The 26,311-nt window shown below is 51.6% G+C and carries 21 protein-coding genes; 1 reads left to right on the top strand and 20 read right to left on the bottom strand.

What is annotated here, in order from left to right; genetic code table 11:
• Positions 1-18: 18 nt before the first annotated feature.
• From AC0VYE_RS10565 to AC0VYE_RS10535, 7 genes are all read right to left on the bottom strand, one after another.
• Complete coding sequence (locus tag AC0VYE_RS10565; RefSeq protein WP_475447718.1) at positions 19-1,038, bottom strand: LacI family DNA-binding transcriptional regulator; 1,020 nt, start codon at positions 1,036-1,038, stop codon at positions 19-21.
• A gap of 80 nt (positions 1,039-1,118) precedes the next feature.
• Positions 1,119-2,339: an NAD(P)/FAD-dependent oxidoreductase gene (locus AC0VYE_RS10560; protein ID WP_475449523.1), complete on the bottom strand. Its 1,221-nt coding sequence runs from the start codon at positions 2,337-2,339 to the stop codon at positions 1,119-1,121.
• Between the two features lie 31 nt (positions 2,340-2,370).
• Positions 2,371-2,691, bottom strand: a complete 321-nt coding sequence (locus AC0VYE_RS10555) for a MocE family 2Fe-2S type ferredoxin (RefSeq protein WP_475447716.1) — start codon at positions 2,689-2,691, stop codon at positions 2,371-2,373.
• Positions 2,688-3,548: a fatty acid desaturase gene (locus AC0VYE_RS10550; RefSeq protein ID WP_475449521.1), complete on the bottom strand. Its 861-nt coding sequence runs from the start codon at positions 3,546-3,548 to the stop codon at positions 2,688-2,690. The genes AC0VYE_RS10555 and AC0VYE_RS10550 overlap by 4 nt, the downstream gene beginning before the upstream one ends.
• Positions 3,549-3,590: 42 nt before the next feature.
• Entirely contained in the window at positions 3,591-3,782 is a 192-nt protein-coding gene (locus AC0VYE_RS10545) for a hypothetical protein (protein WP_475447714.1), read from the bottom strand.
• Positions 3,783-3,981: 199 nt separating this feature from the next.
• Positions 3,982-4,305, bottom strand: coding sequence for an L-rhamnose mutarotase (locus AC0VYE_RS10540; RefSeq protein WP_475447713.1), 324 nt, complete (start codon positions 4,303-4,305; stop codon positions 3,982-3,984).
• Between the two features lie 19 nt (positions 4,306-4,324).
• On the bottom strand, positions 4,325-4,690 hold the full coding sequence (locus AC0VYE_RS10535) for a hypothetical protein (protein ID WP_475447711.1): 366 nt from the start codon (positions 4,688-4,690) through the stop codon (positions 4,325-4,327).
• A 64-nt stretch (positions 4,691-4,754) separates the two neighbouring features.
• Here AC0VYE_RS10535 and AC0VYE_RS10530 point away from each other — a divergent pair, with 64 nt between their 5' ends.
• Complete coding sequence (locus AC0VYE_RS10530; RefSeq protein WP_475447709.1) at positions 4,755-5,666, top strand: helix-turn-helix transcriptional regulator; 912 nt, start codon at positions 4,755-4,757, stop codon at positions 5,664-5,666.
• Here the strand turns inward: AC0VYE_RS10530 and AC0VYE_RS10525 are convergent.
• The 13 genes from AC0VYE_RS10525 to AC0VYE_RS10465 all read right to left on the bottom strand — a co-directional run bounded on the left by AC0VYE_RS10525 (position 5,663) and on the right by AC0VYE_RS10465 (position 26,015).
• Positions 5,663-7,669, bottom strand: a complete 2,007-nt coding sequence (locus AC0VYE_RS10525) for an alpha-amylase family protein (RefSeq protein WP_475447707.1) — start codon at positions 7,667-7,669, stop codon at positions 5,663-5,665. The genes AC0VYE_RS10530 and AC0VYE_RS10525 overlap by 4 nt on opposite strands.
• Before the next feature lie 245 nt (positions 7,670-7,914).
• Positions 7,915-8,691: an SDR family NAD(P)-dependent oxidoreductase gene (locus tag AC0VYE_RS10520; protein ID WP_475447705.1), complete on the bottom strand. Its 777-nt coding sequence runs from the start codon at positions 8,689-8,691 to the stop codon at positions 7,915-7,917.
• Between the two features lie 32 nt (positions 8,692-8,723).
• Positions 8,724-10,037 carry a carbohydrate ABC transporter permease gene (locus tag AC0VYE_RS10515; RefSeq protein ID WP_087569021.1) on the bottom strand — a complete coding sequence of 438 codons (1,314 nt, stop codon included), beginning with the start codon at positions 10,035-10,037 and terminating at the stop codon, positions 8,724-8,726.
• Positions 10,038-10,043: 6 nt separating this feature from the next.
• The gene (locus tag AC0VYE_RS10510; RefSeq protein WP_087569022.1) at positions 10,044-10,913 is read right to left on the bottom strand and encodes a carbohydrate ABC transporter permease; all 870 of its coding nucleotides are present in this window, start codon (positions 10,911-10,913) and stop codon (positions 10,044-10,046) included.
• A 63-nt stretch (positions 10,914-10,976) separates the two neighbouring features.
• A complete protein-coding gene (locus tag AC0VYE_RS10505) occupies positions 10,977-12,368 on the bottom strand; it encodes an extracellular solute-binding protein (RefSeq protein ID WP_256975716.1) in 1,392 nt (463 codons plus the stop codon).
• A 177-nt stretch (positions 12,369-12,545) separates the two neighbouring features.
• Complete coding sequence (locus tag AC0VYE_RS10500) at positions 12,546-13,907, bottom strand: extracellular solute-binding protein (protein ID WP_087569024.1); 1,362 nt, start codon at positions 13,905-13,907, stop codon at positions 12,546-12,548.
• Between the two features lie 16 nt (positions 13,908-13,923).
• Entirely contained in the window at positions 13,924-15,546 is a 1,623-nt protein-coding gene (locus AC0VYE_RS10495) for a response regulator (protein WP_209071901.1), read from the bottom strand.
• Between the two features lie 5 nt (positions 15,547-15,551).
• Positions 15,552-17,369 (bottom strand): cache domain-containing sensor histidine kinase, encoded by a 1,818-nt coding sequence (locus AC0VYE_RS10490; RefSeq protein WP_475447701.1) that lies wholly within the window; start codon positions 17,367-17,369, stop codon positions 15,552-15,554.
• A gap of 114 nt (positions 17,370-17,483) precedes the next feature.
• A complete protein-coding gene (locus AC0VYE_RS10485) occupies positions 17,484-20,675 on the bottom strand; it encodes an S-layer homology domain-containing protein (protein WP_475447699.1) in 3,192 nt (1,063 codons plus the stop codon).
• Between the two features lie 193 nt (positions 20,676-20,868).
• The gene (locus AC0VYE_RS10480) at positions 20,869-22,335 is read right to left on the bottom strand and encodes an aldehyde dehydrogenase family protein (RefSeq protein ID WP_087569028.1); all 1,467 of its coding nucleotides are present in this window, start codon (positions 22,333-22,335) and stop codon (positions 20,869-20,871) included.
• A gap of 549 nt (positions 22,336-22,884) precedes the next feature.
• Complete coding sequence (locus AC0VYE_RS10475) at positions 22,885-24,771, bottom strand: C40 family peptidase (protein WP_209071905.1); 1,887 nt, start codon at positions 24,769-24,771, stop codon at positions 22,885-22,887.
• 18 nt (positions 24,772-24,789) lie between these two features.
• Positions 24,790-25,197 carry a DUF6075 family protein gene (locus AC0VYE_RS10470; RefSeq protein ID WP_087569029.1) on the bottom strand — a complete coding sequence of 136 codons (408 nt, stop codon included), beginning with the start codon at positions 25,195-25,197 and terminating at the stop codon, positions 24,790-24,792.
• Between the two features lie 149 nt (positions 25,198-25,346).
• The gene (locus AC0VYE_RS10465; protein WP_475447696.1) at positions 25,347-26,015 is read right to left on the bottom strand and encodes an RNA polymerase sigma factor; all 669 of its coding nucleotides are present in this window, start codon (positions 26,013-26,015) and stop codon (positions 25,347-25,349) included.
• Positions 26,016-26,311 lie beyond the last annotated feature (296 nt).

The following is a 26,311-nucleotide window of genomic DNA, read 5'->3' as shown; positions in this document are numbered from 1 at the left end:
AACCTTTCCATCTCGTTTCTACAAACTTTCTGGAATGACTATACTCGTCTCCGTATAATAATATTGTTGCTCCGGCCTCTTGCCGCTAATAATAAAATCATAGAGCATTCGGAGCGAACGATAACCTTGTTGAGCTGGATTCTGAACAATCGTGAAGTCAATGAATCCTTCCCGCATGCCCTGCTCTACCTCGGGCATCAAATCATTGGTTATTATTCGGTATCGGCCGGGACCTCCTATCTCCTTGACCGCATATAGGCATGCCCCCGTATGACCGCTTGCCATGTAGATTCCGTCAATCTCCGAATGGCTTGTCAACGCCTCTCGCAGCTTCTCATAGGTTTCTTCGAAGCGATCAAAGCCCTCAATCACTTGAACAACCTCAATGCCGCTTGCTGACAGCTGCTCACCGAATCCCTTTACTCTGGCGCGATGCGCATAAATGCTCATGTTGCCCGTCACTACCAGCACCTTGCTTGGCGAGCGAAGCATACGTGCCATCAGACCGGCGGCAATACGACCGCTTTGAGGCAGATTCTGCCCTACGAAACAAATTCGTTTGGACTGCTCAACATCCGAATTGAAGGTGATGACAGGAACACCTCTGTCAACCGCCTCATTAATGCTATGCCTTATCAGGTCATCGTCCATAACCGAAAACATAATGCCGCTGACACCTTCAGCCGCAAGCTTGCGAATGACTGCTGCTCCTTCTTCCGGATTACGATTATTTACATAATAATAGTCAAGCTGGACGCCAAATCCTTTCCATTCCTCCGCAGCCAGCTCGATGCCGGCTCGTATTTCCCGGAAAAATTCGATCTCCTGCGGCGGCATAATGATGCCGACCAGTAGCGGTTTCTTACTAAAAGCAAGCGCCTTGGCCGCGGCGTTAGGCACATAATGCAGTTCCTCGGCAATGGCCATTACTTTCTCCCGAATATGCGGTTTGACGCCCGGCCTACCATTCAGCACGCGGTCAACCGTTCCTCTGGATACGCCTGCCTGAATGGCAATTTGCCGAATTGTTACGCTCATGAACATTCTCCCATCTTATCCTGCGTATTACTATGGATTCTATTATGGAAGATTACAATAGTGTTATCAAGACAACGTCTTTAAGGCAACAATTGTTTGAGCCTTACAGCGTTGTCCGCGAGCGCTTCCGCCGGCGGCTTGACCCTGCTCTCGATCAGCATCTCGCTAATCCGAATATGTTTGGACAACGCGCCATCACGTCCGATGCCGCTGACAGCGACCAGCACACCTTCAGCATCCAGGTGGAAATAAAGGCATCCCTCCTCGCCCATCCTTCGCTCCACAATGACATCGCCTTGATCGACCAATCCGGCTACCTGCAGCGACAGCTCATATTGATCTGACCAGAACCAAGGCACGGCAATGTACGGCTCCTCCGATCCAAGCATGCTGCCTGCCGCATGCATCCCTTGGTCGACTGAGTTGCGCCAGGCTTCCAGCCGGATGCGGCGACTGGCGAACAAGGCATGCGGGAAGGAGCAGCAGTCGCCCGCCGCATAGATATCGGGATCGCTTGTCTGCAGCCGATCGTTCACGCTTATGCCATTATCCAGTGCGAGTCCGCATGCCTCTGCCAGTGCAGTCTCCGGCACCGCTCCAATTCCAACAATGACGGCATCGCAACAAATGAAGGTACCATCGGTCAGGCGCACCTTGTATTCGCCAGCTTCCTTGTCGATGCGCTCCAGAAGAGCGTCCGTGACAATACGAACGCCTTGATTCCGGTGCTCCTGCTCCACGACTTGCGCCACAGCCTTAGGCACGCCTCGAGCGAGTAGACGGCTCCCTGCTTCCAGCAACGTTACGGCGCTGCCTCTACGCACAGCGCTTGCCGCAACCTCGAGGCCGATGAATCCCCCGCCAATAATGACAATGCGTGAGCCGCTCTGCAGCGAGGCGCGTAGACGAATCGCATCCTCGTAGCGGCGCAGATAGAGGAGATCCGCCGATCCGCCGCCGACCGTGCGCAGCTCCCGCGGCTTGGCGCCTGTTGCGAGCAGCAGTCGCTTATAAGGAACATCTCTCCCGCTGGCCAGCTCTACACAATGTCCCTCTCGGTTAATGCGGCGCACAGCGTCGCCGCTGATCCAGTCGATACACTGCTCAATCAACTTCGATGCGTCAACAACGATAACGGGACCCGTTTCCTCCTCCGAAACTAACGATTCCTTCGACAGCTTAGGCCGTTCATACGGCAACAAACCCTCGTTCCCGATCAGCGTTATCGCGCCATCCCATCCGCGGACTCTTAACTCCAACGCTGCCCTGACCCCGGCTTCGCCGGCTCCGACGATCACCATTCCACGCTCTTTCATCCTCTGCCGCTCCCATCTAATCGATCTGGATAAATACCGTGTCTGATTCCACCTTAACGGGATACGTTCGAAGATCAACACATACAGGCGCACGCTTGGCAGCGCCGGTCGGAATGTCGAATCGGCCGTTATGCTTCGGACATTCTATAACGCTTCCCATCACCAATCCATTAGACAGATGGAATTTCTCATGCGTGCAATAACCGTCGCTAGCGTGGAATTGCCCCTTGTCTGTGCGATATACCGCGAAAGTACGGACTCCATGGTCGAATCGAATAACATCCTCTTCCTCGATTTCGTCTACCCTGCATACTTTAATCCATTCTCCGCTCATCATGGCATCTCACTCCTTTGTTCGTTATGTTGGCCGAAGCTATACCTGTAAGGTTGTGCCGCAGCCGGCAGCGGCTTGACGACAACATATGCCGGATTATCCTTCTGATTGCGCAAGGCTCCAATCACTTCCTTCAGCGCCGCCCACAGTCCCGGACGGGCCGCAGGGCAATCGCCTTTCATCTCCTGATGCAGCTTAGGCAAAGCATGATAAGGAACCATCGGAAACATGTGATGTTCAACATGATAGTTCATATTCCAGTACAAGAAACAGAAGATACGATTCATATAGACGGTTCGAGTATTTAAGCGATGATCCAGCACATCCTCATACAATCCAAGATGCTGTGTCATGCCGAACAACAGCACCATTAAATTGCCATAAAACGAAGGAAGTACAATAAACATCGCCGGCAATAGGCTGCCGGTATACCAACATGCGCCAATCACAGCAGCAAAAATCAGCAGGTACACACGAGCCTCACGAAACACTTTATTATGCTCCGAAGCCGGAATGTACTCCTTCTCTTCCTCCTCCAGCTTGCCGACCGTGTGCAGGAAAAACCGTTTGATCTCTATCGTCCCGCCATACAGATGAAAAATTTGCATCACAATAATTTTCCAAATCGGAGGTCGCTCCGTCAAAATTTCAGGATCGCGTCCGACGATAATCGTATCGGTATGATGGCGGGCATGGCTCCACCGCCAAGGTGTTGCAGAGCGCAGTACCATAAAAGAAGCGATCTGATACACTACATCGTTCATCCATGGCGTCTTAAAAGCAGTGCCGTGTCCGCATTCGTGCCAGCGGGAGTCGCCGGGCGAAGCGTAGAACGTGCCGTAAACAAAAAAAGCGAGAATCGACCACCACGTTCCCCATGACAGATAAGCAAGAATGCCAAACTAAATAAGCGATGCAAACCAAATGAGGGTATCTCTAATCGCAGGGCCGTCCTTTCGTTTCATCAATTCCTTCATCTTCGCACGCGGGATCGGCGTTGCGTACCATTCCGCGGCGGCAAGCCCCCGCTCCTCAGCTACTTTGCCCTCTGGACCGGTCAAGCTGTAATCTCTTTTTTGCACGACGATTGCCAAGAGCCATACCTCCTTTATTACGTTATACATCCATTTTGTGCCCGGGCACAAAATAGGAGAAAAGAAAAAGCACGAAAGCAGTGATCACCATTTCGTGCTCGGGCACAACATAATTATATGACGACTTCATACGATCGTCAATACACATTTTATTCGTGATACGTTTCGCTTCAATCGGCCAACTTAATATACAAAAATCCTAACGCTGGTAAAACAGCTCCTCCATACTCGCCCACCACTCCCCGGGCGTACGGGTGGATAGCGGCTCATGACAGGGCTTGCACAGGCTCCACCATTGTTGTGTTGCCGGATCTGCCGCCATGTTTGCCATATCCCGCTCATAATCATCGCCAACATATTCAAAGTAGCTGAACAACCATCCGTCCTTATTAAAGATAGAATAATTCTGGATGTTGCATCGCTGGATGGTAGCACGTACAGCCGGCCATACCGCAGCATGGAGCGCACGATATTCCTCCAGCTTTTCAGGTCGTACGCGAATCACACTGCCGTAACGTTTCATATCCTTCGCCCTCTCTTCGCTATCTCTTATCGTAAGATTCTTGATAAATTTCGATATACCGCTTCAGGTTCATCCCCTCCAGCGTGTCCAGATACAAGCCTAACGCAAGCAGAATTGGAAACGGCGTACCCACTATTAGCTGGTATAAGCTAAGGCTGATCGTATTCCACATGATGCGCCAAAAGTCGTATGCTGCGAAAAATTGGGTATAATGCTTAAACCCCACCCATTCGCTGCCCAGTATACCCTTTACCGCCGAATAATTTTTGAAAGAGATGATTGCTCCGTACATCGGATAATATTTGAAAATAAGCAGGTACAGTATGGGGAGGGTCAACATAGCATACAGCTGCCATATATTTAGAAGTTTCAGTTTTTTTGTCAAACTCACTACTCCTCTCTCATCGATTTAGAGTATAATTCGGTTACCATCTTCAAGGAGGCTGCCTATGAAAATGTTAGAGCTTACGATTCCTCAATTGCCTCACTTCATCACAGTCGGGCATTCCTGGTGGAGGCGAGGTCAAGCACACTTTCAGCGGAGCTGGGGCATCTTTGATCTTATTATCGTGACGAACGGCACGCTATATATGACCGAGGATGATCACTCTTATACGATTTCATCGGGACAGATGCTGCTGCTGGAGCCCTCTCGCACACATTGGGGACATATGCCATGTGAGGACAATACGGAGACGTATTTCCTGCACTTCAGCCATCCCTACCCGCACCGCGAGCTGGACAGCAGCGGATTTTCGTGGACGAGCTCTCTGCAGTCCGGCTGCGATCACGATCCCAATCCAAGAGGACACCATATGTATTTGCCCAAGTATGCGGACATAAGACTATCTGACTTCATCCCCCTTCTGAACAAAATGGTCGAGATTCGTGACCACAGCTTCGTTCAGAATGTGCTGGAGCTCCATAGCTTGGCAGCGAATTTATTCGTAGAATTACAAAATATCATTTATCGTCAGAAGGCGATGCCTCGATCGCTGGAGCTGTGCACCAAGGTTACACGGTATATCGAAGTAAACTTTAATACCCCTCTACGTGCACGACAGCTCGAAACGGAATTTCACTTTAACATGGATTACATTACGCGTTGCATGAAGAAGCATACAGGCATGACGCCTCATCAATACATGCAGCATATGCGCATCGAGCACTCCAAGCGAATGCTTGCCAATACCATGATCAGCATTCAAGACATTGCTGATCACATCGGCTTCGAGCGCAGCAGTTATTTTATACGCATCTTCCGAAGCAAGGAAGGAACAACGCCGGGGCAGTATCGGGAGCTGGTGCAAAGCATGAATGGGTTAGAGAGAAGGGGCGAGCCCCTTCCTCCTTGCCTCTAAAATTGGACAACGACCATTAGATGAATATGGAGCTCCGGCACCGTACATCTCAGCTCGCCGTCCTGCCACGTCCACCTCAGCTCCTCCATTGTCGGAACAGCGTATACGCGCTTAGGCTGCCGCTGCGGTCGCAGCACGACAGGAATATGCGTGCGAATCGGCACCTCCTCTACTACCGTATTGCCGGTATGCCGCTTCGCGCTGAACTGGGTCAAGTGCAGCACCCACATATCCTCCTTCTCCATCAGCGACACCTCGACAGCAGGCGAGTTTGCCTGCACCTCCACCACTTGCTCCGATGCCGGAACAAGCGCATCCATCATATTGATAATCGTCTGGCGTACATGTCTGCTTCCGATTCGGAAGTAATCCCGAGCAAGCTCTGCGGCGCACACGATGATCTCCCCTCTCCCGTAAGCGGCCTTGACCGCGCCAGGATACTGCGCCTTATCGCCGACAGGAGCGTGAAAATGGCCATAACGATGGGATGGCGATATATCCTCATAAGGCCGGTATACCTCTGCTACGGCAGACCCACCTTCGAGTACCTCCCAACGCGGGAAGCAGCCCTTAACAAACATGGGCGAGGCAGGAATCTCCCTAGCAATCGGCTCCAGCGGCTGTATAAACTCACCGTCCTCCTTGCCGTTGCCCTGCCAACGCACCTTGGCCGCTCGTTCAAGCCAGCCTCGCCAGACTGCATGGCTCCACAAGCCGCTGCCGGTCACGAGCAGCTTTCCTCCATTGCGGACATAATCATCCAGCCTGAATGCCAGCGACTCATCAAGCGAGATATTTTCCGGAAGCCAGATCAGCTTAAACGCATCAAGCTCAGTCTGCTCATCAATAACGTCAAAATGCCGATTGGCCTCCAGCAACGCCAATCCCGCTCCATACAGAGCCTGCGGCGATTGATGCCCGAATTCCTCTGCTCCATCGCCTCGAACCATGCGTTGATTGTCGGCGAGTATGGCGAGATACGGCACCGTACGGGCGTCAAGCGCCCAGTCCTCACGCGCTTTGACGAATTCGTATGCTTTGCCGATCAGGTCATATACAGCTTGCTCCGGCTTGCCGCTTGCAGGCAAATGATCACCAATGCAGATCGCTCCGAGGGTGGCCAAGATGGAGGCGCACTCATACATCAGCTGTACTTCATTATTCAGACTGCCGAAGTACCCCCAGTTTTTGGGGAATCTTGTCGTCTGTGCATTATGCGGAATGCCCAGATTCCGAATATATCGAGACATAACCGCATAGTGGTAGCTGTTCCAGCTGACAGGAGCCTCCAGCTCTATAGAATCCAGTGATGAAGAGCGCGCCCCGCCTACGAACCAGCGGCAATTGGAGGTGAAGCCCATAGCTGGATTCGCTTCCTTCACTATCCTTCTGGCATTCGCCATAAAGGACTCCAGCGTCCGTTCCCAGAGCATCGCAAGATCGGAAGGCTTATGAATATTTAATCCCAGCTCCACCGCCTTCTTGCGGCAATACGTGCAATAGCAGGTGTCGCGAGGATAAGTCACCATATCGAGGAATACACCCGCAACCTGCGGGAATTGACGGACAAAGTCCTCGAGCTGGGGGTAAAACCATTCGGTGACGTAAGGCGAATTGAAGCACGCCCATCCCCAATCCTTGCCGCCATTCGTATCGAGCCTCTGTCCACTGGCATTGACCATCGCCCACTCCGGGTGCTCAATGACCGATCGATCGTTAATACCCGGACCAAAGTGGACATAAATGGTAATCCCTTCCCGCTCTGCCACCGGCAGCAGCTCTCTGAGCATATCTCTTTTCATGCCGGGATGAACCGGCGCATGATCCGACTCATAATAGGCGTTGCCACAGGCACATAGGCCAAATACGACGGTTGCCGCATTGATGTGCGCCATTTTCCAAACGTTCACGAGCTTCACCGCGTCGAACTGTTGTCCGACTTCCTTTACCCAGTACGGCGTGTGAAAGTCCAAATGCACCTTTCGATTCTCATTTTTCATCATAATCAAGCTTCCTCTACCTTCTTTCAGAGACTTGTCAACGTGTACTTGTCATCGTGTAATGGTTTCGCTTACATCACCATCATACCGAGGATGAGAGGTCTTCATAAGGACAATAAGCGACTTCCGATGCTCTGATTTCGACCTCGTTCCCGGAGCGTTGATGCTTCCATTCACTTCGTCACTATAGCGGTCCGACTAAGCAAAAAAATAAGGCGCCCAGCACAGTCGCCAGGCACCTTACAGGATCAATAATCATTATGCAGTCGGACCGAAACTCCTCCGTCAATAACCAGTGAGGCCCCCGTCATATATGAGGCCTTGTCGCTTGCAAGAAAAGCGACCAGCTCGCCAATCTCGTCAGGCTCCGCCATTCTTCCCAGCGGGATATTCCGGGTCAGCTCCGCTTCCCTCGTCTTGCGGTTATCAACGGGAATGGTGCTCAGGTATCGATCCATAGCTATGTTCCGCGTTAATCCTGGCAGAACGGCATTAATCCGGATGCCGAATGGCGCCAGCTCCAACGCAAGACTCCTCGACATGGCCGTTACTCCGCCCTTGATCGCCGCATAGGAGCTGAAGCCCGGAAGCGTAACATGCGCATGTACGGAGGCGATATTAATAATGGAACCTGACTGGTTCCGCTTCATATGAGGCAGCACCTGTTGAATTAGGAGGAACTGCCCCTTCAGGTCCGTCCGCAACACACGATCCAATTCCTCCGAATGAATCTGCTCCACCGGCCTGTAATAATGAGTTCCTACATTATTAACCAGAATGTGAACATCACCGAATTGGGAGACGGTCTGCTCCACAGCCGCCTGCAATTCCTCCTCCTTGGCTACATCCGTACGTATGAACAGCACTTCACCGCCGGTAGCAGTCAGCTCTGACATGGCCGCTTGGCCAGCATCCTCGTTCCAGTCCAGCATAGCGACGCGGCAGCCCTCTCGAAGCAGCACCTCGACGATGCCTCTGCCAATGCCTCCAGCGGCGCCCGTTACAATCGCAACCTTTCCTTTCATATCGCTAATCGGCCTCCTTGTCCTGAAGCTGCTTAACCCTTCACGCCAGAGAACGCAACGCCCTTCTCAATATACTTCTGCGCGAACAGAAAGATCAGCAGCAGTGGAATCATAGATACGAACGCGCTGGCCATCAGCATGTTTTGCAGCACGCTTGGCTGATTTTGCAGATCGTTGAGCGCAACGGTAAAGGTCCAATATTTCGGCGAGCTGTTGACGACAAGCGGCCACAGAAACTCATTCCATACCGGTATGAAGGTCATAACGCCGACCGTAGTGAAGATTGGAATGGACAGTGGCGTCACGATTTGCAGAAAGGTTCTGAGCTCTGATGCGCCATCCACTCTGGCCGCCTGCAGCAGCTCCTTGGACACCTGATCGAAGAAGCCTTTGAACAGGAAGATCACAATCCCCCACGCGGTGTGCGGCAGGATAACCGCAAGCAGAGAGTTGACGAGACCCAAGTCTTTCATTAGAAGGTACAGGGGCAGCAGCAAGGATATATCCGGAATCATAATAGTGGCCAAGAAGAACATCACCCATATAAACTTCCATCTCTTGCTCTCGATCAGATGAGCCAGCGCATAACCGGCAAGCCCGCCCAGCACCATCTGCACAAGCACGCTCGCCACTGTAATAATGGCGCTGTTCAGGAAGTATTGGGCGAAGCCCAGCGCCCCGGCCGTATCCTGCGCCACCTTGTTCAGCGCCGTATAGCTGCTGAATATCCGAATCCAATTGGATGTCTCGCTAATGGCAACTACTTGACCTTTAACCAGCTCATTGGATCCGTAGAAGGCCGAGAAGCGAGTGGACAGATCCGACTCCGCTATAGAAGGCGTTACCGCTATGCTCTTGCCGCCCTCCCCCTCCCAATTGAACTTGGACAGCTTGTTCTCCCGAATAATCGGCAGCTTCTTATCCATCATCTTGTCGTTGAAGATCGTGGTTGGCACAACCTTGGGCTGTCCTACGAAGAACATGGAGGAGACGGTCTCTGCCGTATAGAGCGTTCGCCCGTCCTTCACGCCAGTCACGGTCACATCGCCGATGCTTTCCCGAATATTTTTCATCCACGGGTACCACATGGCTCTCATGGCGTCCTTCTCGTAAAACTCCGGATCGCTTTCATTGATCCCCGTATAATCGATGGTCACTTCAATGGATTGGGGAATCGTCGGCAGCCACTTGGGCGGATAGGAGTTAATATCCTTCTCCGTCTTAAGCGAGGAGGCGAACATCCACAGAATGGGGATCAACGCAAAGATTACGAATGATATCGTCACCACATAGGCCGTAATCCTAAGCGATCTTCCGCCTTTTTCCCTGATGCGTGTACGTTCCATATATGATCAATCCTTTTCTGCGGAAATTTTATTCTGAATGAGGGTCAGCACCGCAATGACGATAAACATAAATACGGATACCGCACCGGATATGCCGAATCGGGATTGCTGGAAGGCCGAGTTGACCACGAGCATGGACACCACGGTTGTGCTTCCGGCCGGTCCGCCTTGCGTCATAATATAGATATGGTCATAAGCCAGCAATACGCCTGACATAAAGGCTACAAATTGAATAACTATAATAAATTTGATGTTGGGCAGAAGCATCGTCCACATTCTTCTCCATGGACCAGCTCCATCCATCTTCGCCGCCTCCAATATTTCCGTTGGAATGGACTTCAGCGCAGAATAATACAGGAGCAGCGATATGCCGTTGCCGGCGAATACAGCGGGCAACACAATCGCAAGCTTCGTCATCGTGGCGTCGTTGAGCCACAGGTATGGACCTAATCCTACAAAATCAAGCCAATAGTTGAGCAGACCAAAATCCGGGTTGTACATCCACTTCCACACGAGCACCCCGCCTACAAGCGGCATGATTGTCGGCATTTGATACATGAATCGAAAAAACGCATTACCCTTCTGAATGTCGTATAGGAACAAAGCCTGAACAATAGGAATCCAGAACGTCAGGCCCAAATAAAGCGCAAAAAATATAAATGTATTCGAAATCGCTTGCCAGAACGTGGTTGAGCTCAGAAATTCTGTATAGTTGGCGAAGCCGATGAATTTGCCAGGCGGATTAACGATGCTATAGTCAAAAAAACTAATATACGCCATATTCAACAACGGATAATATTTGAACAGCAAATAACATACGACGGAAGGCAACAGAAACAGAACAGGCACCCAGCGAATGTTTAATGTACGCAACATATGTCTCCCTCACCCCAGGAACGGCTATCGGGATTCCCCCTGCCGGGAGAATCCCAATGGCTATTATTTTTTAACTTCTTGATTATATTTGTCTACGACTTCACGCTGTGCCAGACCCTGCGCCTTCTGCATAACCGCCATAGGATCCGCTTTCTCATCCAGAAGCACCTCTTGAACAGCTTTGACCACATAAGGGCTCAGACGCGCTTTCAGGAAGTATTCCAGACGCCCTTCGCCGGCAGCCGCTTGCACGTTCTCAATCAGCTCTTGGGGCATACCTTCTACGAATTGGGATGCGTCAACATCAGATCTTACATTCAGCAGATTCGGGAAGATTCCGTTATCCATTTGATATTGCAGCAGGCCATCCTGTACTTCCTTTGACATCAGGTACGTTGCGTATGTGAACGCCGCTTGCTGCTTCTCTGGCGTTGCCTTCGGATTAAAGATCCACACCGCGCCGCCTACCTGTGCTGGGGATGTTCCGCCTGGGCCCGGAGGCAGTGCGGAGAAGCCAATATTTTCAATATCCATGCCCGAGGATACCATACCGCCGAACCAGTTGGATGCCGCAATCATCGAAGCTGCGCGTCCTTGATAGAAGTCATTGGTATTCTCATCCAGGCTTTGTACCACATTTTTTTGTGTCGCTTTATACTTGAATTTCAGATCTTGGTAGTATTGAAGCGCCTTTACGGCAGGCTCAGATGTGAAGGTCAGCTTAGCGCTTCCATCTTCCTGCTGCTCGGTCAGGTCGCCGCCGGCTTGCCATACATAATATTCGAAGAACCAGTCCGCCCAATCCATACCCAGCAGAGCGTAGCCATATTGATTTTTGGAGGCGTCCGTCAGCTTCTGCGCCGCTTCTCCAAAGGACTCCCAGTCCTTCAAGGCTTCTTTTTCATCCAGGCCCGCGTCAGCAAACATTTGTTTGTTGTAAGCCAGTCCCGTTACATACATGAAGTTCGGAATGCCGTAAATTTTGCCGTCTCTTGTAGCTGCCTGTGTAGCGGATGGCAGGAACATATCCTTCTCCGCGTAGTTGTTCCACAGCTCCGTAATATCAGCCGCAATGCCTTGGTCGATGTAGGATTCCATATCCGGGAACGCATTTGCGTACAGATCCGGCTGCTCGCCGCCTACAACGGCTGTCATGAACTGCTCTCTTTCTTTGGTCAGCGTCTGCATGACGTGTTCAACCTTGATATTGGGATACTTCTCGGCGAAATCCTTGAACACCTGCTCCCAATATGGCTTAGCCGGGTCGCCGTCCTGCGGCATGTCCCATGATACAATCTCAACCACTTCATCCGTAGCAGGCGGTGCTGACGCGGCATCATCTCCGTTGCCGCTTCCATTATTGCCGCCGCCGTTGTTGCCGGAGCATGCTGCCATGAACAGCGATACAACAAGAGTCAGGGCCAGAACAGCCATTAGCTTTGCTTTCTTTTTCACTGATAGTTCCCCCATTCGAGTGATGTGCTTAAACTTTGCTTTGCTTTGCTTTACACTTCTTATTGTAGAAGGAATGGGGGCGTGAGCTGTAAGAATATATTAAGCGGTTCATACGAAAATCTTAACCATACATACAGAAACGAGCGGAAGCCTTGGAAGGCTGTCCGCTCGCCTGGATTAGTCGAACTCCATATTATAAGCGTCAATGACCTCGCGCTGAGCTTTCTCCTGCGCTCGGGTGAGGGCATCATATGGCTTTGTGTTTTCATTCAGCAGAACCTCCTGAACCGCAGCAGAGACATAAGGGCTTAGACGGGACTTCAGGAAATATTCAAGCCGACTCCCCTCGGCTGCCCGCTGAATACTGCGGACAAGCTCCTCCGGCATCCCTTCGGCGTAAGAGATAGGATCAACATCCTCCCGCACTGACAATAGATTGGGCAGCATACCGTGCTCCTTCTGGAATCGAAGCATCTCCTCCAACGCGTATTTGGATGTCATGAAGGTCGCGTAGGTGAAGGCTGCCCGCTGCTTCTCTTCCGTTGCGTTCGGGTTCAATATCCAGATGCCCCCGCCCACTTGTGCGAGTGACACGCCGGCGGGACCCTTCGGAAACGTCATCACACCGATATCATCCATGTCAACACCCGATTCCAGCATTTCCCCGAACCAGTTGGAGGCTGTAATCATCGTCGCGGCGCGCCCAGCGTAGAAGTCTTTTTTGTTGTCATCCAGACTTTGCAGCGTGTTGGGCTGCGTCACGCCATAGCGGAACTTCAAATCCTGATAATAGCTCAGCGCCTGAACCGCGGCATTGGAATTAAAGGTCAGCTGCACGGTTCCATCAGGATTCTTGCTGGTAAGATCACCTCCGGCTTGCCACACATAATATTCATAGAACCAATCCGCCCACTCGGTTCCCAGAATGGTATAGCCATATTGATTGCTGGAGCGGTCGGTCACTTGCTCCGCCGCCGCTGCGAAGGAGTCCCAATTCAAGAACGCTTCCTCCGGGTTGATGCCATTCTCCTCAAAAATCCGTTTGTTATACGCCAAGGCTGTCACATACATGAAGTTAGGAATACCATAGATTCGTCCATCCTTCTCCGCTGTCGTCATAGCAATGGAGGAATAGTCGGCGCTGTCCGGATATTGTGTCCACAGCTCTGTAATATCGGCAGGAATGCCCTGATCAATGTACGACTCCATATCGGGAAATGCGGCATTGTACAAATCCGGCTGCTCGCCCCCTGCGACAGCGGTCATAAACTGCTCGCGTTCCTTCTGGAAGGCCGCCTCCATATGAATCACCCGGATATGGGGATAGGCCTGCTCGAATTCCTGAAACATGCGCTCGTAATACGCCTTCTCTGCCGAGCCCGCGAATGGCTTGTCCCAGACAACAATTTCGATAACAGGGTCCGTCAAGCCATCTTCCAGCTTCAGATGGTTATCTCCGGAGCACGCGGTCAAAGACAATAGGAACCATAGGACAGCGCCCGCCGCTAATGTCGCTCTTGTCACAATACCTGCAACCATCCTTCTCCCCTCCTTTCTACGCATGCGGAGCGCTCTTATCCCTATATTGGCCTGGAGTAGCGCCAAAGCGCTTGCGGAATACGCTTCCGAAATAAGCCGCATCGTCGAAACCGACCCTCTCGCTGATATCGCGTATCTTCATATCGGTCTCCACCAGCAGCCGCGCCGCTTCCTTCATCCGAAGCCCATTCAAGAAATCAACAAAGGATTCCCCGTATTTCTCCTTAAAGCGCTTGGAGAAGTAATTGGGATGAATAAAGAACCGTTCCGCAATCATCGCCAGCTGGATAGGCTCTGCGTAATGGCGCTCCAAGTAGAGCCGAACCGCCTCCATAATTTCTTTTCCTTCAATATTATTGGATTTGGACAATAAGCCAATCATATTCGTAACGAGCCGCTTCATCTGCTCGACAATCTCATGCCATGCTGTCGCTTGCTGCAGCTCTCGCTGCAAATCTGTCAGCTCGCCGATCGCCCACTGCGAATCCGTGGCATGGGTGATCCAATATTTGTTGAGGAATAGATACAAATCCACGCAGAACCATTCCACCATCACATAGCTGGAGGCGGGCTCCTGCACAATGGCGCCAAGCCGCCGCTCGATCCACTTGTGAACCTTGTCCTTCTCCCACTTGCCCAGCCAATCCTCCAGAAGCTTGACATCCTCTTGGCCGATAAAGGACTTCCGTTGCGCCTCTTGGCCCCCATTCGCTGCGCCCTGGGCCTGATAGATCCGATTCCCTCCATGAAGGATCGCGTTCCTGGCGATCTGCTTCGCTTCCCGGTAGCTCTCCTGCACCTTCGCCATTTGTGGCTGATAAGGCCCTACGCCTATCGTGACTCCCAGCTTGAGATACTTCCGAATGCCGAACGAAATCGCTTCCAGCGTATAGGTCACTCCCGCGCTGTCCTGCCCCTTCTGAAGTCCAAGCACGTACACCAGCTCGAAGCGCCTCAGCGAATGATGCACAAGGATGCCCCTGATAGCATTGGACAGGAAGCGCTCCGTTACAATATTTTTGATTGCGAACCAGAGCAGCTCCTCCTCACCTGGACCAAAGGAGCCATGAGGCACCTTGAACGGCTCCAATTGGAGGACAACCGCCGTAAAGGCAGCTCCATGCTTCGCAAGCTCATTCAGCTCGCTGCTGGCCTCCGCGAAGTCCTCTTCCTGCAGGAATTGGGTAAGCGCCTGCTGACGGGAAGCCTCCTGGCTTGTTTCAGCCACGCACTTCAGCTCCTGAATCATCTGATCCGTCTGCTGCTCCGCCTCTCTGCGCTCCAACAGCTCCATCAGCGTAGCATACAGCTCATCGTCCTCCAGCGGCTTCACCAGATAATTGCTGACTCCGTATTTGATCGCTTGCCTGGCGTAATCAAATTGATCATAGCCGGTGACAATGATCAGCTTAACCCGGGCATCCAGCTCCAACGCATGTCGGATAAATTCCAGACCGTTCATGCCGGGCATATGAATATCCGTTACAATCAGCTCCGGCTTCGCTGTCTTCATCAGCTCCAGCCCCTTGAGCCCGTCCCCCGCTTCCGCTACGACCTCTACAGGCAGACCGGTTTGACGAATCTTATGGATGATGCCTTGTCGAATAATGGGCTCGTCATCCAACACCATAATTCTCATATCGTTTAAGCCTCCTGGTCGGGCAAATAGGTTTTGATCGTAATTGAAAAGGTTGTCCCATATTGCTCGTCGCTGCTGAACGTAATGCCGCATTCCGAACCATATAACATGCGGATACGGGATTGCACATTGTGAAGGCCAATAGAAGCCTGTTGATGTTCAAGCCCTGCAGGAGCATCCTCCAGTTGCAGCAGCGCCCTCAGCCACTGCTGCCGCTCCTCATCAATGACCAAACCATTATTCCATATTTTCACCTGAAGCTCGTCCTGACTCAGAGAAATCGCTTCAATTCGGACAATCCCGCCATCAATGCTATGGCTGATTCCATGATTGACGCTGTTCTCCACTAGCGGCTGGAACAGAAGCTTTGGGATCGGCACCTGCTCCAGACCCGGCTCCAAATAAATGGTGTAGTCCAGCCTGCTGTCGAACCGGATTTTCTGTATGGACAAATAGAGCCTGATTTGCTGAAATTCCGCATCCAGCTTGGACACATCATTGCCGCTTATATTATAACGGAACATCTTGGCCAGCGAGCGGCTGATCAGAGATACTCGATCGTCCCCGTGCAGCGAGGAGATACTATCGATAATGCCTAAGGTGTTGTACAGGAAATGGGGATTAATCTGCGATTGCAGCGATTTGATTTCCGCATTTTTTTTCACTATTTCCGATTCATATACCTTGCTGATCAGACGGTTAATCTCCCTGGTCATACGATTGAAGGATTTGCTCAGATACCCGATCTCATCCTCGGTACGCACGGGAAGCACGACGGAATAATTACCCTTCTCAATCGCTTTCATGCCTTTGCTGAGCAGCTTAAGCGGCGTAATGGTGCGGGACGATATAAATCCCGCCAACAGCATGGAGAACAGCAGGGTGAACACGCCAATCCAGATCGTCCGCTTCGTGAAATTGTCGGCAGACTCCGTCAGCACCCGAGTAGGCACCTCCGTAACGACAAGCCAGCCCGTATGACCCAGACTGTCATAAGCGATCAATTGGTTTTCTCCTAAGCTGGAACGGTAATAGTGGCCTTTGCTCTGGCTGCCCACCATCAGCAGCTCCTCAGCGGTCAAGATGCGCTTGCCCCGCTCAGCGGCATGCCTGGAATACACGATGGTGCCAAGCTCCTTATCCACCAGATAGGTTCTGCCCTCTCGGCTCCCCTCGCTTTCCGCCAGCCACTGCTCCAGCGATTCCGATGACAGCGTAAAATGCATCACACCAATAATGGGACCGGGCGATGTCAAGGTAATTTGTCGAATCGCTTGGACATACGACAGCGTGTAACCGACCTGCTGTCCTGACGCGCTGGGATTGTACATGTCCGTAGGCAGCCACAAGCCTTTGCCATTGGCTCCAATCGCGACTTCCGTCAAGCGCTGCATTTCACTGGGGGCAATCAGGGTGGATACCAGACCGCCTACCCGCATAGCGAAGCCGTCAAGCTGCGAGATCACCACATTCGATACAATGGGATGATTGTATACAAAATTGGATATTTTGCCGCGGTAAGAGCTTTGTCCCTCCGGATCCGTGCCCATACCGCGCACAAACTGATGAAAGTCAAAGTCTCCAAAGTAGTTCCAGGCAAAGCTTTTGACGTTCGTCATATTTGCGTTCAGCGTGGAAGCGGATTGCTGCGTCAGGCGAAGATGACTATCTACTGCCTGTGCCCGCAAGTCATTAGCCGTTCGGAAATAGAAGTCGAACAGGAGCACGAATACAATTAAAGCGATAATAATCAAATAAGACAATAATATTTTGCGATACAGGGACTTGCCGATGTATCGGCTTATAGCATACAAGACTCGCAATGCTCCACCTCTCCTTCCCAGTATCACGTCCTCTTATTGTAAGGGATGAGATACAAAGTGGAAAAGAGCACCCGTTTCCAATTGGAAACAAAGTGCTCAAACCAGCGGGACAGCCTACTTCTGTGACAAACGAAGGTTATCGATCACGAACGAATCTCCGCTCTCCGGCGCATCCTCCCACAGATACAGCTGAATGGAGGCGATTCCCGAAGCGTCGAGCCCCGTCGCTTCCGCTCCCCAGAAGCCCTCTTGCTCCCCCCATACAGGGTCGGAGGCCTTGAACTGGGCTATCGAAATCGTGCGGGATTCCTTGGCCCCAATGGCAAAATAATACGTACGAAGCGCGCCCTTCTTATCCGTTACATTCGCGCGAAGCTGGATCGGCAGCGCATTGGGATTGGTCACATCGGCGACCACGAGCGGCTTGCTTCCCAGGTTCCATGGGGCTGCCGGCTTGATCTCCACTCCGGAGTAATCCGCGTCTAGCGTACCTACGCTAACCTTCATCGCCCGTTTGCCATCCGTTGCGCCAGTGGCTCCATACTGAACAACGGCTGTTTTGTAGGCTGTAACGATGGACAAATCCTCGTTCGACTCAAAGGACATCAGCCACTCCTTGCCTGGCTGGCCGCCTCCTGTACCTGTGCCCTTGCCAAGAAACCGGATGTCATATGCTCTCGCATGCACATCCTTTGCAGCGCTAACCATTTCCTCGTAAGGCACATCGGCTACATCCACAAAACCTAGGTTGTAATTTTCCCCGTCCCATGCGCGTCCAAGCAGCGGCTGATCCACATATTGGAACCAATGCGCACCGACAAAATAAGGATTGTTCAGTACAGTCTCCATATAATGAACATACTTCTCGCCGCGATTCTCTTGATCCACAGCCGACGTATCCGCGTTTGGTCCCGTTCCCAACATGCCTCTGTCATCCGAAGCGAAAGCAAATTCACCGATAATCGCCGGCATATCGAGCTCCTCAAGATGCATCCAGTTTTCGCCTTCCACATCCTCTTTATACACATTGAAGCTGATGACGTCCACATACTTCGCCGCTGCCTTCTGCACCTCTTCGCTTGTGCCCCACTCCGCAAATCTCGAGCCCAGATAAAGGGTATCGGGAAGCTTCGCGCTCACCGCTTTATCCACAATGCGGAAGTACTCATCCGCCAGAAGACTCAGCATGGTCGAATAGTCAGGCAGCATGCCCTCGGACAGCTCTGCCGGCTGATAAGGCTTGCCAAGAGCGTCAAAGGAGGCGAAGCTGGTGCCCCATTGGCTGTTCAGACTTTCAATTTTGTTTTGATAAACAGACTTCAGGTGGGCAATCATTGTGCGTTTGGCATAGCTGCTCTTGGCTGAGCTGTCCATGGCCATAATGTTGCTGATCAGCGCGTACTTGCTTCCCGTATTGGCGGGATTGCCCCAAGCGATCTCGTTGTCGATGTACACCCCAATCATATACTTGTCATCTTCAACGCCATACGCCAATATTTGTTCGTCCAGCATGTCGTCCACGCTTGTCTTGAACGCCGGATCGAATGGATCTGCTACCGGCGCCCAGCCGCCTCCGCTTGGAATGGTGGCATGCTGTCCCCAATGCGTCCAGCCATTGGCAACATAAGCGATACCATGCTCATCGCCCTTCCCGAAGAATAATGCCGGGTCCGACCAGTTACCGAGCGAGCTGAAGCCCCAGCTCTTGAAGCGATCCACAGAGATGTCCTTCCATGCCTTCACGTAGTCCTGTCCGTATTTGCGCTCCAGATTGGCCTGGTAATGGTTGAACAGCCAGCCCTCTGTTTGCCCCAGTGGAGGAGCCCCTACTATGGATGTATAAGTGTAATGCTCGCCCAGCTCTCCATCCTTGGAGGGGAGCTCCGTGAACATATTTTCCCGGCCTGAGATCCAGGTATTCATATCATCCAGTCGAACGATATCAAGACCATTGGAGAAGAACAAGTAGCCCTCGGGATCCACCAGCGTCCACTTGCCTTCATGCTTCGCCACACGGAAGTGCCCGGTAGCTTCAAGCTTCGGTCCGTTCAGCCAACCGCCATATTTGCTTGTTTCCAACGGCTTGGCGCTGGCGAGCGCAGCAGCCTCTTCCTTCTTGTCAGCAAGGAAATCCCCATCGGTATGTACCTTGCCCTCCCAGTCCAAGCCCCTGTATTGGCCATAGCCATCCACCAGGTCGTCCATGTAGCTGAGATCCGTATTGGGATCGCCGATTACGGCAATGTTATCGAATAGGAGAGTGGATTCCTGCTTCGTATACATTTGCCACAGCTGGAATTCCACGATATGGCTGCTGTCCAGCCCCTTCTCTCCCCAGCCGTAGCCAAGCTGGCTGCCGGCAGGATTGGGCGGCAGAAACCGCATCCCGAGATCCAGCGCTTCCGAGCCCATGCTGAGAAAATATTTTTGTGTACTGTTTGCTTTCGCAACGGCAGCGCTTACAGTGGAATGCGCCACGCCGTCCGCGCTTTTGTCATCATCCATACGCAGATAGAAGGTAATGTCCTTGTCCGTCGGATTCGTGACCTCGAAGGACAATGCTTTGCCGCTGCCGAATTGCCAAGGCGTAGTCGCCGTGAATTTGACAGTCGGGAAGTCCGCAGCGGCGTACACGACCTTTAGCGCCTTGGAGTCCGTTGCCTCGTTGTGGACAACCTCAATCGTGGAATCTCCTGTCGTTACAAAGTCTGGAATTGCACCATTCTCGAAATCAAGAGAAGGGAATCCATATCGATGCGAGATGACACGGTCAAGCGCTGTCACCAGCTCTGCGAACGTAATTTTCGCTTGAGGGCGCAGCTTGCTCCCGTTGCCTACGAACACTCCAGCACCATATACGGTCTTAAGCGCCGCCTTCCCTTCAGCGCTCATACCGGCAATATCCCGGAAAATCCGGTCCAGCTCAACGCTTCCTGCAGCATCATCGCTTATGAATGCAGAAGCGACAATGACAGCTTCCTCTCGAGTAACTCCTTTATTGGCCTGATCAATAGACTTACCTTGGGACGCTTGAACAGCCCAAGCCGCTGCTCCCGCATTCGACTGTCTCGAAGCATCCATGGCTTCCCAGCCGATGGAGCTCCCAATCAGCTTCGCCGCATCCTCGCGAGAGAGCGCGCGATTCGGATTTTTTACCTCTTCTGATGCCGCCTCAACATATCCCGCCTGCACCCAAGCCTGTATTGTGCCATCCGCCCAGTGCTTGGAGGACATGCCATACGCCTGCGATGAGAACGCTCCCATCATGAGGAGGAAGACCAGAATCATCAAACTGTGTCGCTTCATTCCTTGTTAACCCCTTTCCGATTCATCTGCCCCTTCATTCTATCGAACTATGCTGGGCCAATCGCATAAATATCTTAAGCATTTGCATGGCAATCCTATAAAAATCGTAAGCGTTCTCCCAGCCTGTACAAGAAAGAGCAGCGAGGGCTTAACCTTTCAGCCCCGCTGCTCCTATATGGCTTCTTAACCTCTATTAGGCATAATTCAAGTAAACAGTACGCTTTTGGAGATAGCCCTCAATACCGTATTCGCCATCCTCGCCGCCGATGCCGCTCAGCTTATGGCCGCTGTGATGGCCCTGCATGCAGCCTGACATGCCTTGGTTCAGGAATACCGTTCCCACCTCCAGCACCTGGATTGCCTGCATCAGCTTGCGATAATCATTGGTGTACAGATAAGCCGATAAGCCAAGCTCGCTGGCATTAATGATGCTCACCGCTTCCTCGAAGCTTCCGATCCGAACAATCGGCAGGACCGGTCCAAAGATCTCTTCTCGTGCTGCAGCCATATCAGGCGTAACATTCGTGAGTACCGTCGGCTCGTACCAGTAGCCCTTCTGGAACCCGTCTCCTGTTGGACGTTTGCCGCCGGCAGCCAGAGTAGCGCCTTGTCGGACCGTCTCCTGCACGATAGCATCAATCTTCTCCAGATCCCGCCCGTTCGCCTTCGGCCCCATCGTCACCGACTCGTCGAAGGGATCGCCTAGCTTAATGGACTTCACTCGCTCCAGCAGCTTCTCCGTAAATGCATCGGCAATGCTCTCATGCACAAGCACCATCTCATTGCAGATGCACACCTGCCCGCAGTTCGCGAAGCGCGCGCCAACAGCCGCTTCTACCGCTTGATCCACATCAGCGTCCTCCAGCACAACAAACGGCGCTTTGCCGCCCAGCTCCAGAGATAACGCCGTAATGTTGTCCGACGCCGCCTTGTAGATCGCCTGTCCCGCTCTAACGCTGCCCGTAACAGTGACTAGCTTCGTAATGGGACTGCTGACCAGCGCCCCTCCGACCTCCACGCCTGTGCCCGTAACGAGATTGGCCACTCCAGGCGGGAAGCCAACCTCATCAATGAGACGGAACAGCTCGGCAGACGCAATCGGCGTGAGCTCATGCGGCTTAATGATCATCGTGTTCCCTGTCACCAGCGCCGGGCCCAGCTTGCGGCCAATGAGCGCGAGGGGATAGTTCCAGGCGCACAGCCCTACAGTGACGCCGTACGGCACCTTCTGAATCATAAGCATCTCGCCCTGACGGTTAGCCGGCAGCACATCGCCCTTCAAGCGGGTAGCCGATTCCGCCGCGTACATGAAATAAGCCATCGTATCGTCGACTTCGCCAAGCGCCTCGCGATAGGTCTTGCCTTGCTCAAGCACAAGCAGCCGGGCGAAATGCTCCCGCTCCTCTTGGATGCGGTCCACCAGCTTGACCAAATACCGAGCCCGCTCAACAGCAGGCAGCAGCTTCCACGAGCGCTGAGCTTTCTCCGAGGAGAGCAGCGCCTTCTGCACATCCTCCAGGTCCGCATCGCTGACATATCCAATCACTTCTTCATTGGCCGGGTTCAACACCTCAGTCAAGCGCCCGGAGGCCGAATCCATCCATAGTCCGTCTATATAAAGTCGATAATAGGTCGTATTCCCTTTTGTCCCCGTCATCATAACCTTCACCTCTTAATTGTAGGATTTCATCATTTTAAACTCTTCCCTCTTTTAAGCAGTACGAATATATTAATGAGGCTCTATAAATATATTAGCTTTTTTAAGCTTCATTATTCCGCTCAATACAGCCTGAATATACCCTTATTATGTGATCACGATCGATGTCTCGCGTTTGGTGGATGAGATACCTGAGAGGGTCGATAGCCAGGGAAACTCATCCGATAAATGAGGACTTGGCACCAGGTAAGTCGGGTCCTGCTCCAATTGATTCGGCCAAGCGATCGTAGAGATTTATCACTCTAGAATGCGCATAATGATTGTGCATGGTGCTTTTGTAGTTATTGTATAGTTTCTACCGATTGCCACTTGTGGCCTCACGTAATCCTGCATTTTCGGAGCATTATGGTACATGGGATTCTGGCATATTAAACGAGTCAAAAAACGGTTCGAAAAATTATGTTTTTTATGAAAACCGTACAGATCATCTGTAAAATGACCGAAGGGCTGCAGGGCTGTGATACGTTTACAGGCCACTTCACAAAACCTCGTTTAATAAATTCCGGTTTTCTCCCCCTGAAAATATGGCCTGCCATACATCACTTGAAGTTCGGCGTCGAATACTTTCCGATATACAACCTGCAAGCGACTGGAGGATGCGTCAATGACCATGCCGTTACCGGCATAAATGCCGACATGCGTTATATCCATAAATCGCCCATTTTGCTCGTAGCTCCAGAAAATTAGGTCGCCAGCCATTAGTTCATCAGCAGTTAGTGTCAGTCCGATTTCTACGATAAAACGCGCCTGCTCTGCCGCCGTTCTTGGCAAACCGACTTCCAATTGCTGATACACCCACTGAACGAGATAGCTGCAATCTGTAAAGTTGCCCTGTCCTGCCTTTAGCTGACTGTAAGGATCACCCAGCCGAGTCAACGCCATATCAACAGCCTGGCTTCCAAGCACCCCCGCTGGTAAGTCTGTTCGGACCGCCTCAAGCTCCCCGGATGACAAGCCTACATGCTCGTCCTTGCCAAGTAGCGCAAGCATCATGGGACGAAATTCGGCTGACAACAATTCGTTTATCATATCGGTCTGCTCAGAATTAAAATCATAGAAAGCCGCTTGCTGCTCTGCCGTTCGGGCTGTAATCGATAGACGCAAGACACGTTCATATTGTGTCACCTGTTGTTCCTCTGTACTTCCATCCTCCTGCTCAATGACTACCATTTCCGTAAGCTCCAGCGTCTCCACATGCGAATCGAGCTGATTCATATCCCAATAAACCGTTTGCAACAGTTCTACCCGCTTGCGATCCATCGTTGCCACGTCGATGCCCACCGTGGACATGGACGTTTTGACCGAAAAAACGGCCAATACCTCCGGCCAGTTGTCGATACGGCTGTTGTCCGCGCTGCCAACGTAATGCATTTCTACGCGATCTACATTTCCAGCCGCCTGACGTTCCTGCACCAATCGAGTCTTAAATTGTTCATCCAACTCCTCTACAATCAACGATAGCTTCTGTGTACCGGGTTCTGTATTTTCATCTGCCACGAATATGGCAAACGGGGAGGAGAGAAGCGCCGCGATGATCATAATGATGCATAGCAGGATAATAACGCTACTGCTGACTCCCATTAGAGCAGCCATTCCCTTCACCAATAGTGCTATGGCTCGAACGAGTATTTTCATCAAACGAAGATTCATGTGAGCGACTGCTCGTGCCGCATGAATCGAATGCCGAGCCTGGGTTACAGTCTGTAGCATTCGCTTCTGCTGAACATCATGCTTTGCTTCCTTACGAGCATGACCTGCCTCTGATGCGGAGAGATGAACAGACTTAATCGTGCGATCCACCATCTTAAGCGCTATCCTCTGGCGAATTGTTCCTTTCTGTTTCATCTTCTCCGCTAACGGAGAAGCCGCCGCAGCGGCCATCCGCCGCGGCGCATATCCTTTCACTTTTACGTTGTGGGCCGCTTTGATACTGGCTGTTTCATGTCCAACCCTCTTTTTCCCGGCTGGTTGCCTCTCAGGCAGGTGTTGACCCACCGCCTTTCCAGTTAAGCGCTGCGATTTCCGCCTTGCGTTTCGTGGTTTCATCCCGTTAATTGGCCACCGCATTAATCGGATAGGCATGCTCGCCCGCGAATCTCGGTCGGCTTCTGGATGAGAATGATATGCCTGATCGACAAGGTGCCATCGCTTTCGGATAATGGTTGCAGCTACCATTGATACACGTACGATGCTTCCTATTGCTCGCTGCATATTCGCATCATTGCGGTCCTGTATCTCCTCCGAAGTAGAACGAGGCCGCTCCTGCTCTCTGTAGCGGGCGGTGTTGTTCCTTCGAAGTACCCCTCTCTGGAGTACGCGAGCCTGCTTGTTAATCTGCTTGATCGACTTGACGATACGTTTGGTTTTTAGCTTTTTCACCGCTATTACCCTCCCTACCTACCGGCTGCGTTCTGCTTTGAACTTAACGGGAGGGATTTGAACCTTGCAGTATTCGGGATAGCGAAGACGGATTGCTTCAACAAAGTAAGGAGCAAAACCACAATCGAAAAGCTCGTGCGGAGTGGAATATCGTTCCGCTCCAGCCTGGCTCCAGCCATTCCAGAGATTAAATGCCAAGCGGCAAGTACGGACAGAACTGCCCGTTTGCCATGGGGCGGACAAGCCCTCCGGCTTAATCCCCCCGTTAGAAAAGTCGAATACGTCGTGAATGTTTCCGCGGGTATCCTTGGATATACCCAGCGTGTAAAACAATGCGCGATGATAGCCGTCTACGTTTCGACATTCATCCAGCATCCGATAGTAGAAGGCTTCGTGTTCGGAGTCTAGGAATAAAGTGGGCTTCATGTTTATTCACCTCTCAAAATAATCGATAGAAGCAAGAAGGCCAAAAAAGTCCTTCTACTATCCGTTTCATTTTGGAGCTCGAATCGGGCACTCTACGTTCCATATGTTATGTTTCAAATGATGATCTTTCTACCGATCTCACGGCTCATCTACTCCGATTTTAACAACCGTGCTAGTCGATGAAGTCCCCGTTCAATCGACTTACGAACGGTACTTTCATCAATTTGCTCCGATCGCGCGATCGCTACTTTGCTCATACCCAACATATAATGCGCATAAATGCGTTGCACCCATTTGTCCGGCAATTGACACAGGGCTTTGTACAATTCTTCACGGGAAGCCTTATGTAACAGCAGCTCCTCTGGAGAAGCCGTATTGTACAAGGCTTCTTGCTCAATACCATCCTCCCGATTCAGGGAGAAATAGGCACGATTACGATATCGCTTTAAAATATATGCGTTTTCATCTAATTCAAACTGTCTCAGTTCACGAGCCATCTCTTCTTCTACCTCCACCCAAACATCCGTTTGATAGAAGGGATAGATTTCGCGCAGGTTGACTTTTAGCTTCATTATTACCGCCTCCAGATTGGTTTTTTTGATAAACCAAACCGGAGGCGGAGAACGGCAGCCCTTGCTGCTTGCCCATCGCTTCCTTCGACGTTCTGGCAAACAAAAAGAACCTCCAGCTTGAGAGGTTCCGGCACCAACATATTTCGGCCAACGAATAACCGATTGACTCAAGAAAGCAGACTGCCCACTACCGGCAGCAAGAAATCGGAAAGTAACTAAACGATCGTGCGTTCGAGGAGATCGCATATCTATCAGCTCCTGCCTGCAAGGCAGCACCACTGTGATTGCTTGTCTCGAGTTGTCTTGGCGCTAACCGAGATGCAAATGATGGATGATCGAAACCTCAAGCCTGATACTCCACTTAAATTATTTAGTTCTAAAAGACTATTGGTTGAAGAATCTAAATTAGGTTAATATTCCCTTATATATAATGTCGCTTTATAGTCGCAAAATCACATAAAACGTCAAAAAATTATTGCTCTATGACGAAGGGATTAGGGATTCGACACCATATATCGGGAGTGTCCGCTCGCAGGAGGCAC

The sequence above is a fragment of the Pristimantibacillus sp. Z349TD_6 genome, from assembly GCF_056173205.1.
This window is presented reverse-complemented; position numbering and strand designations above follow the sequence as displayed.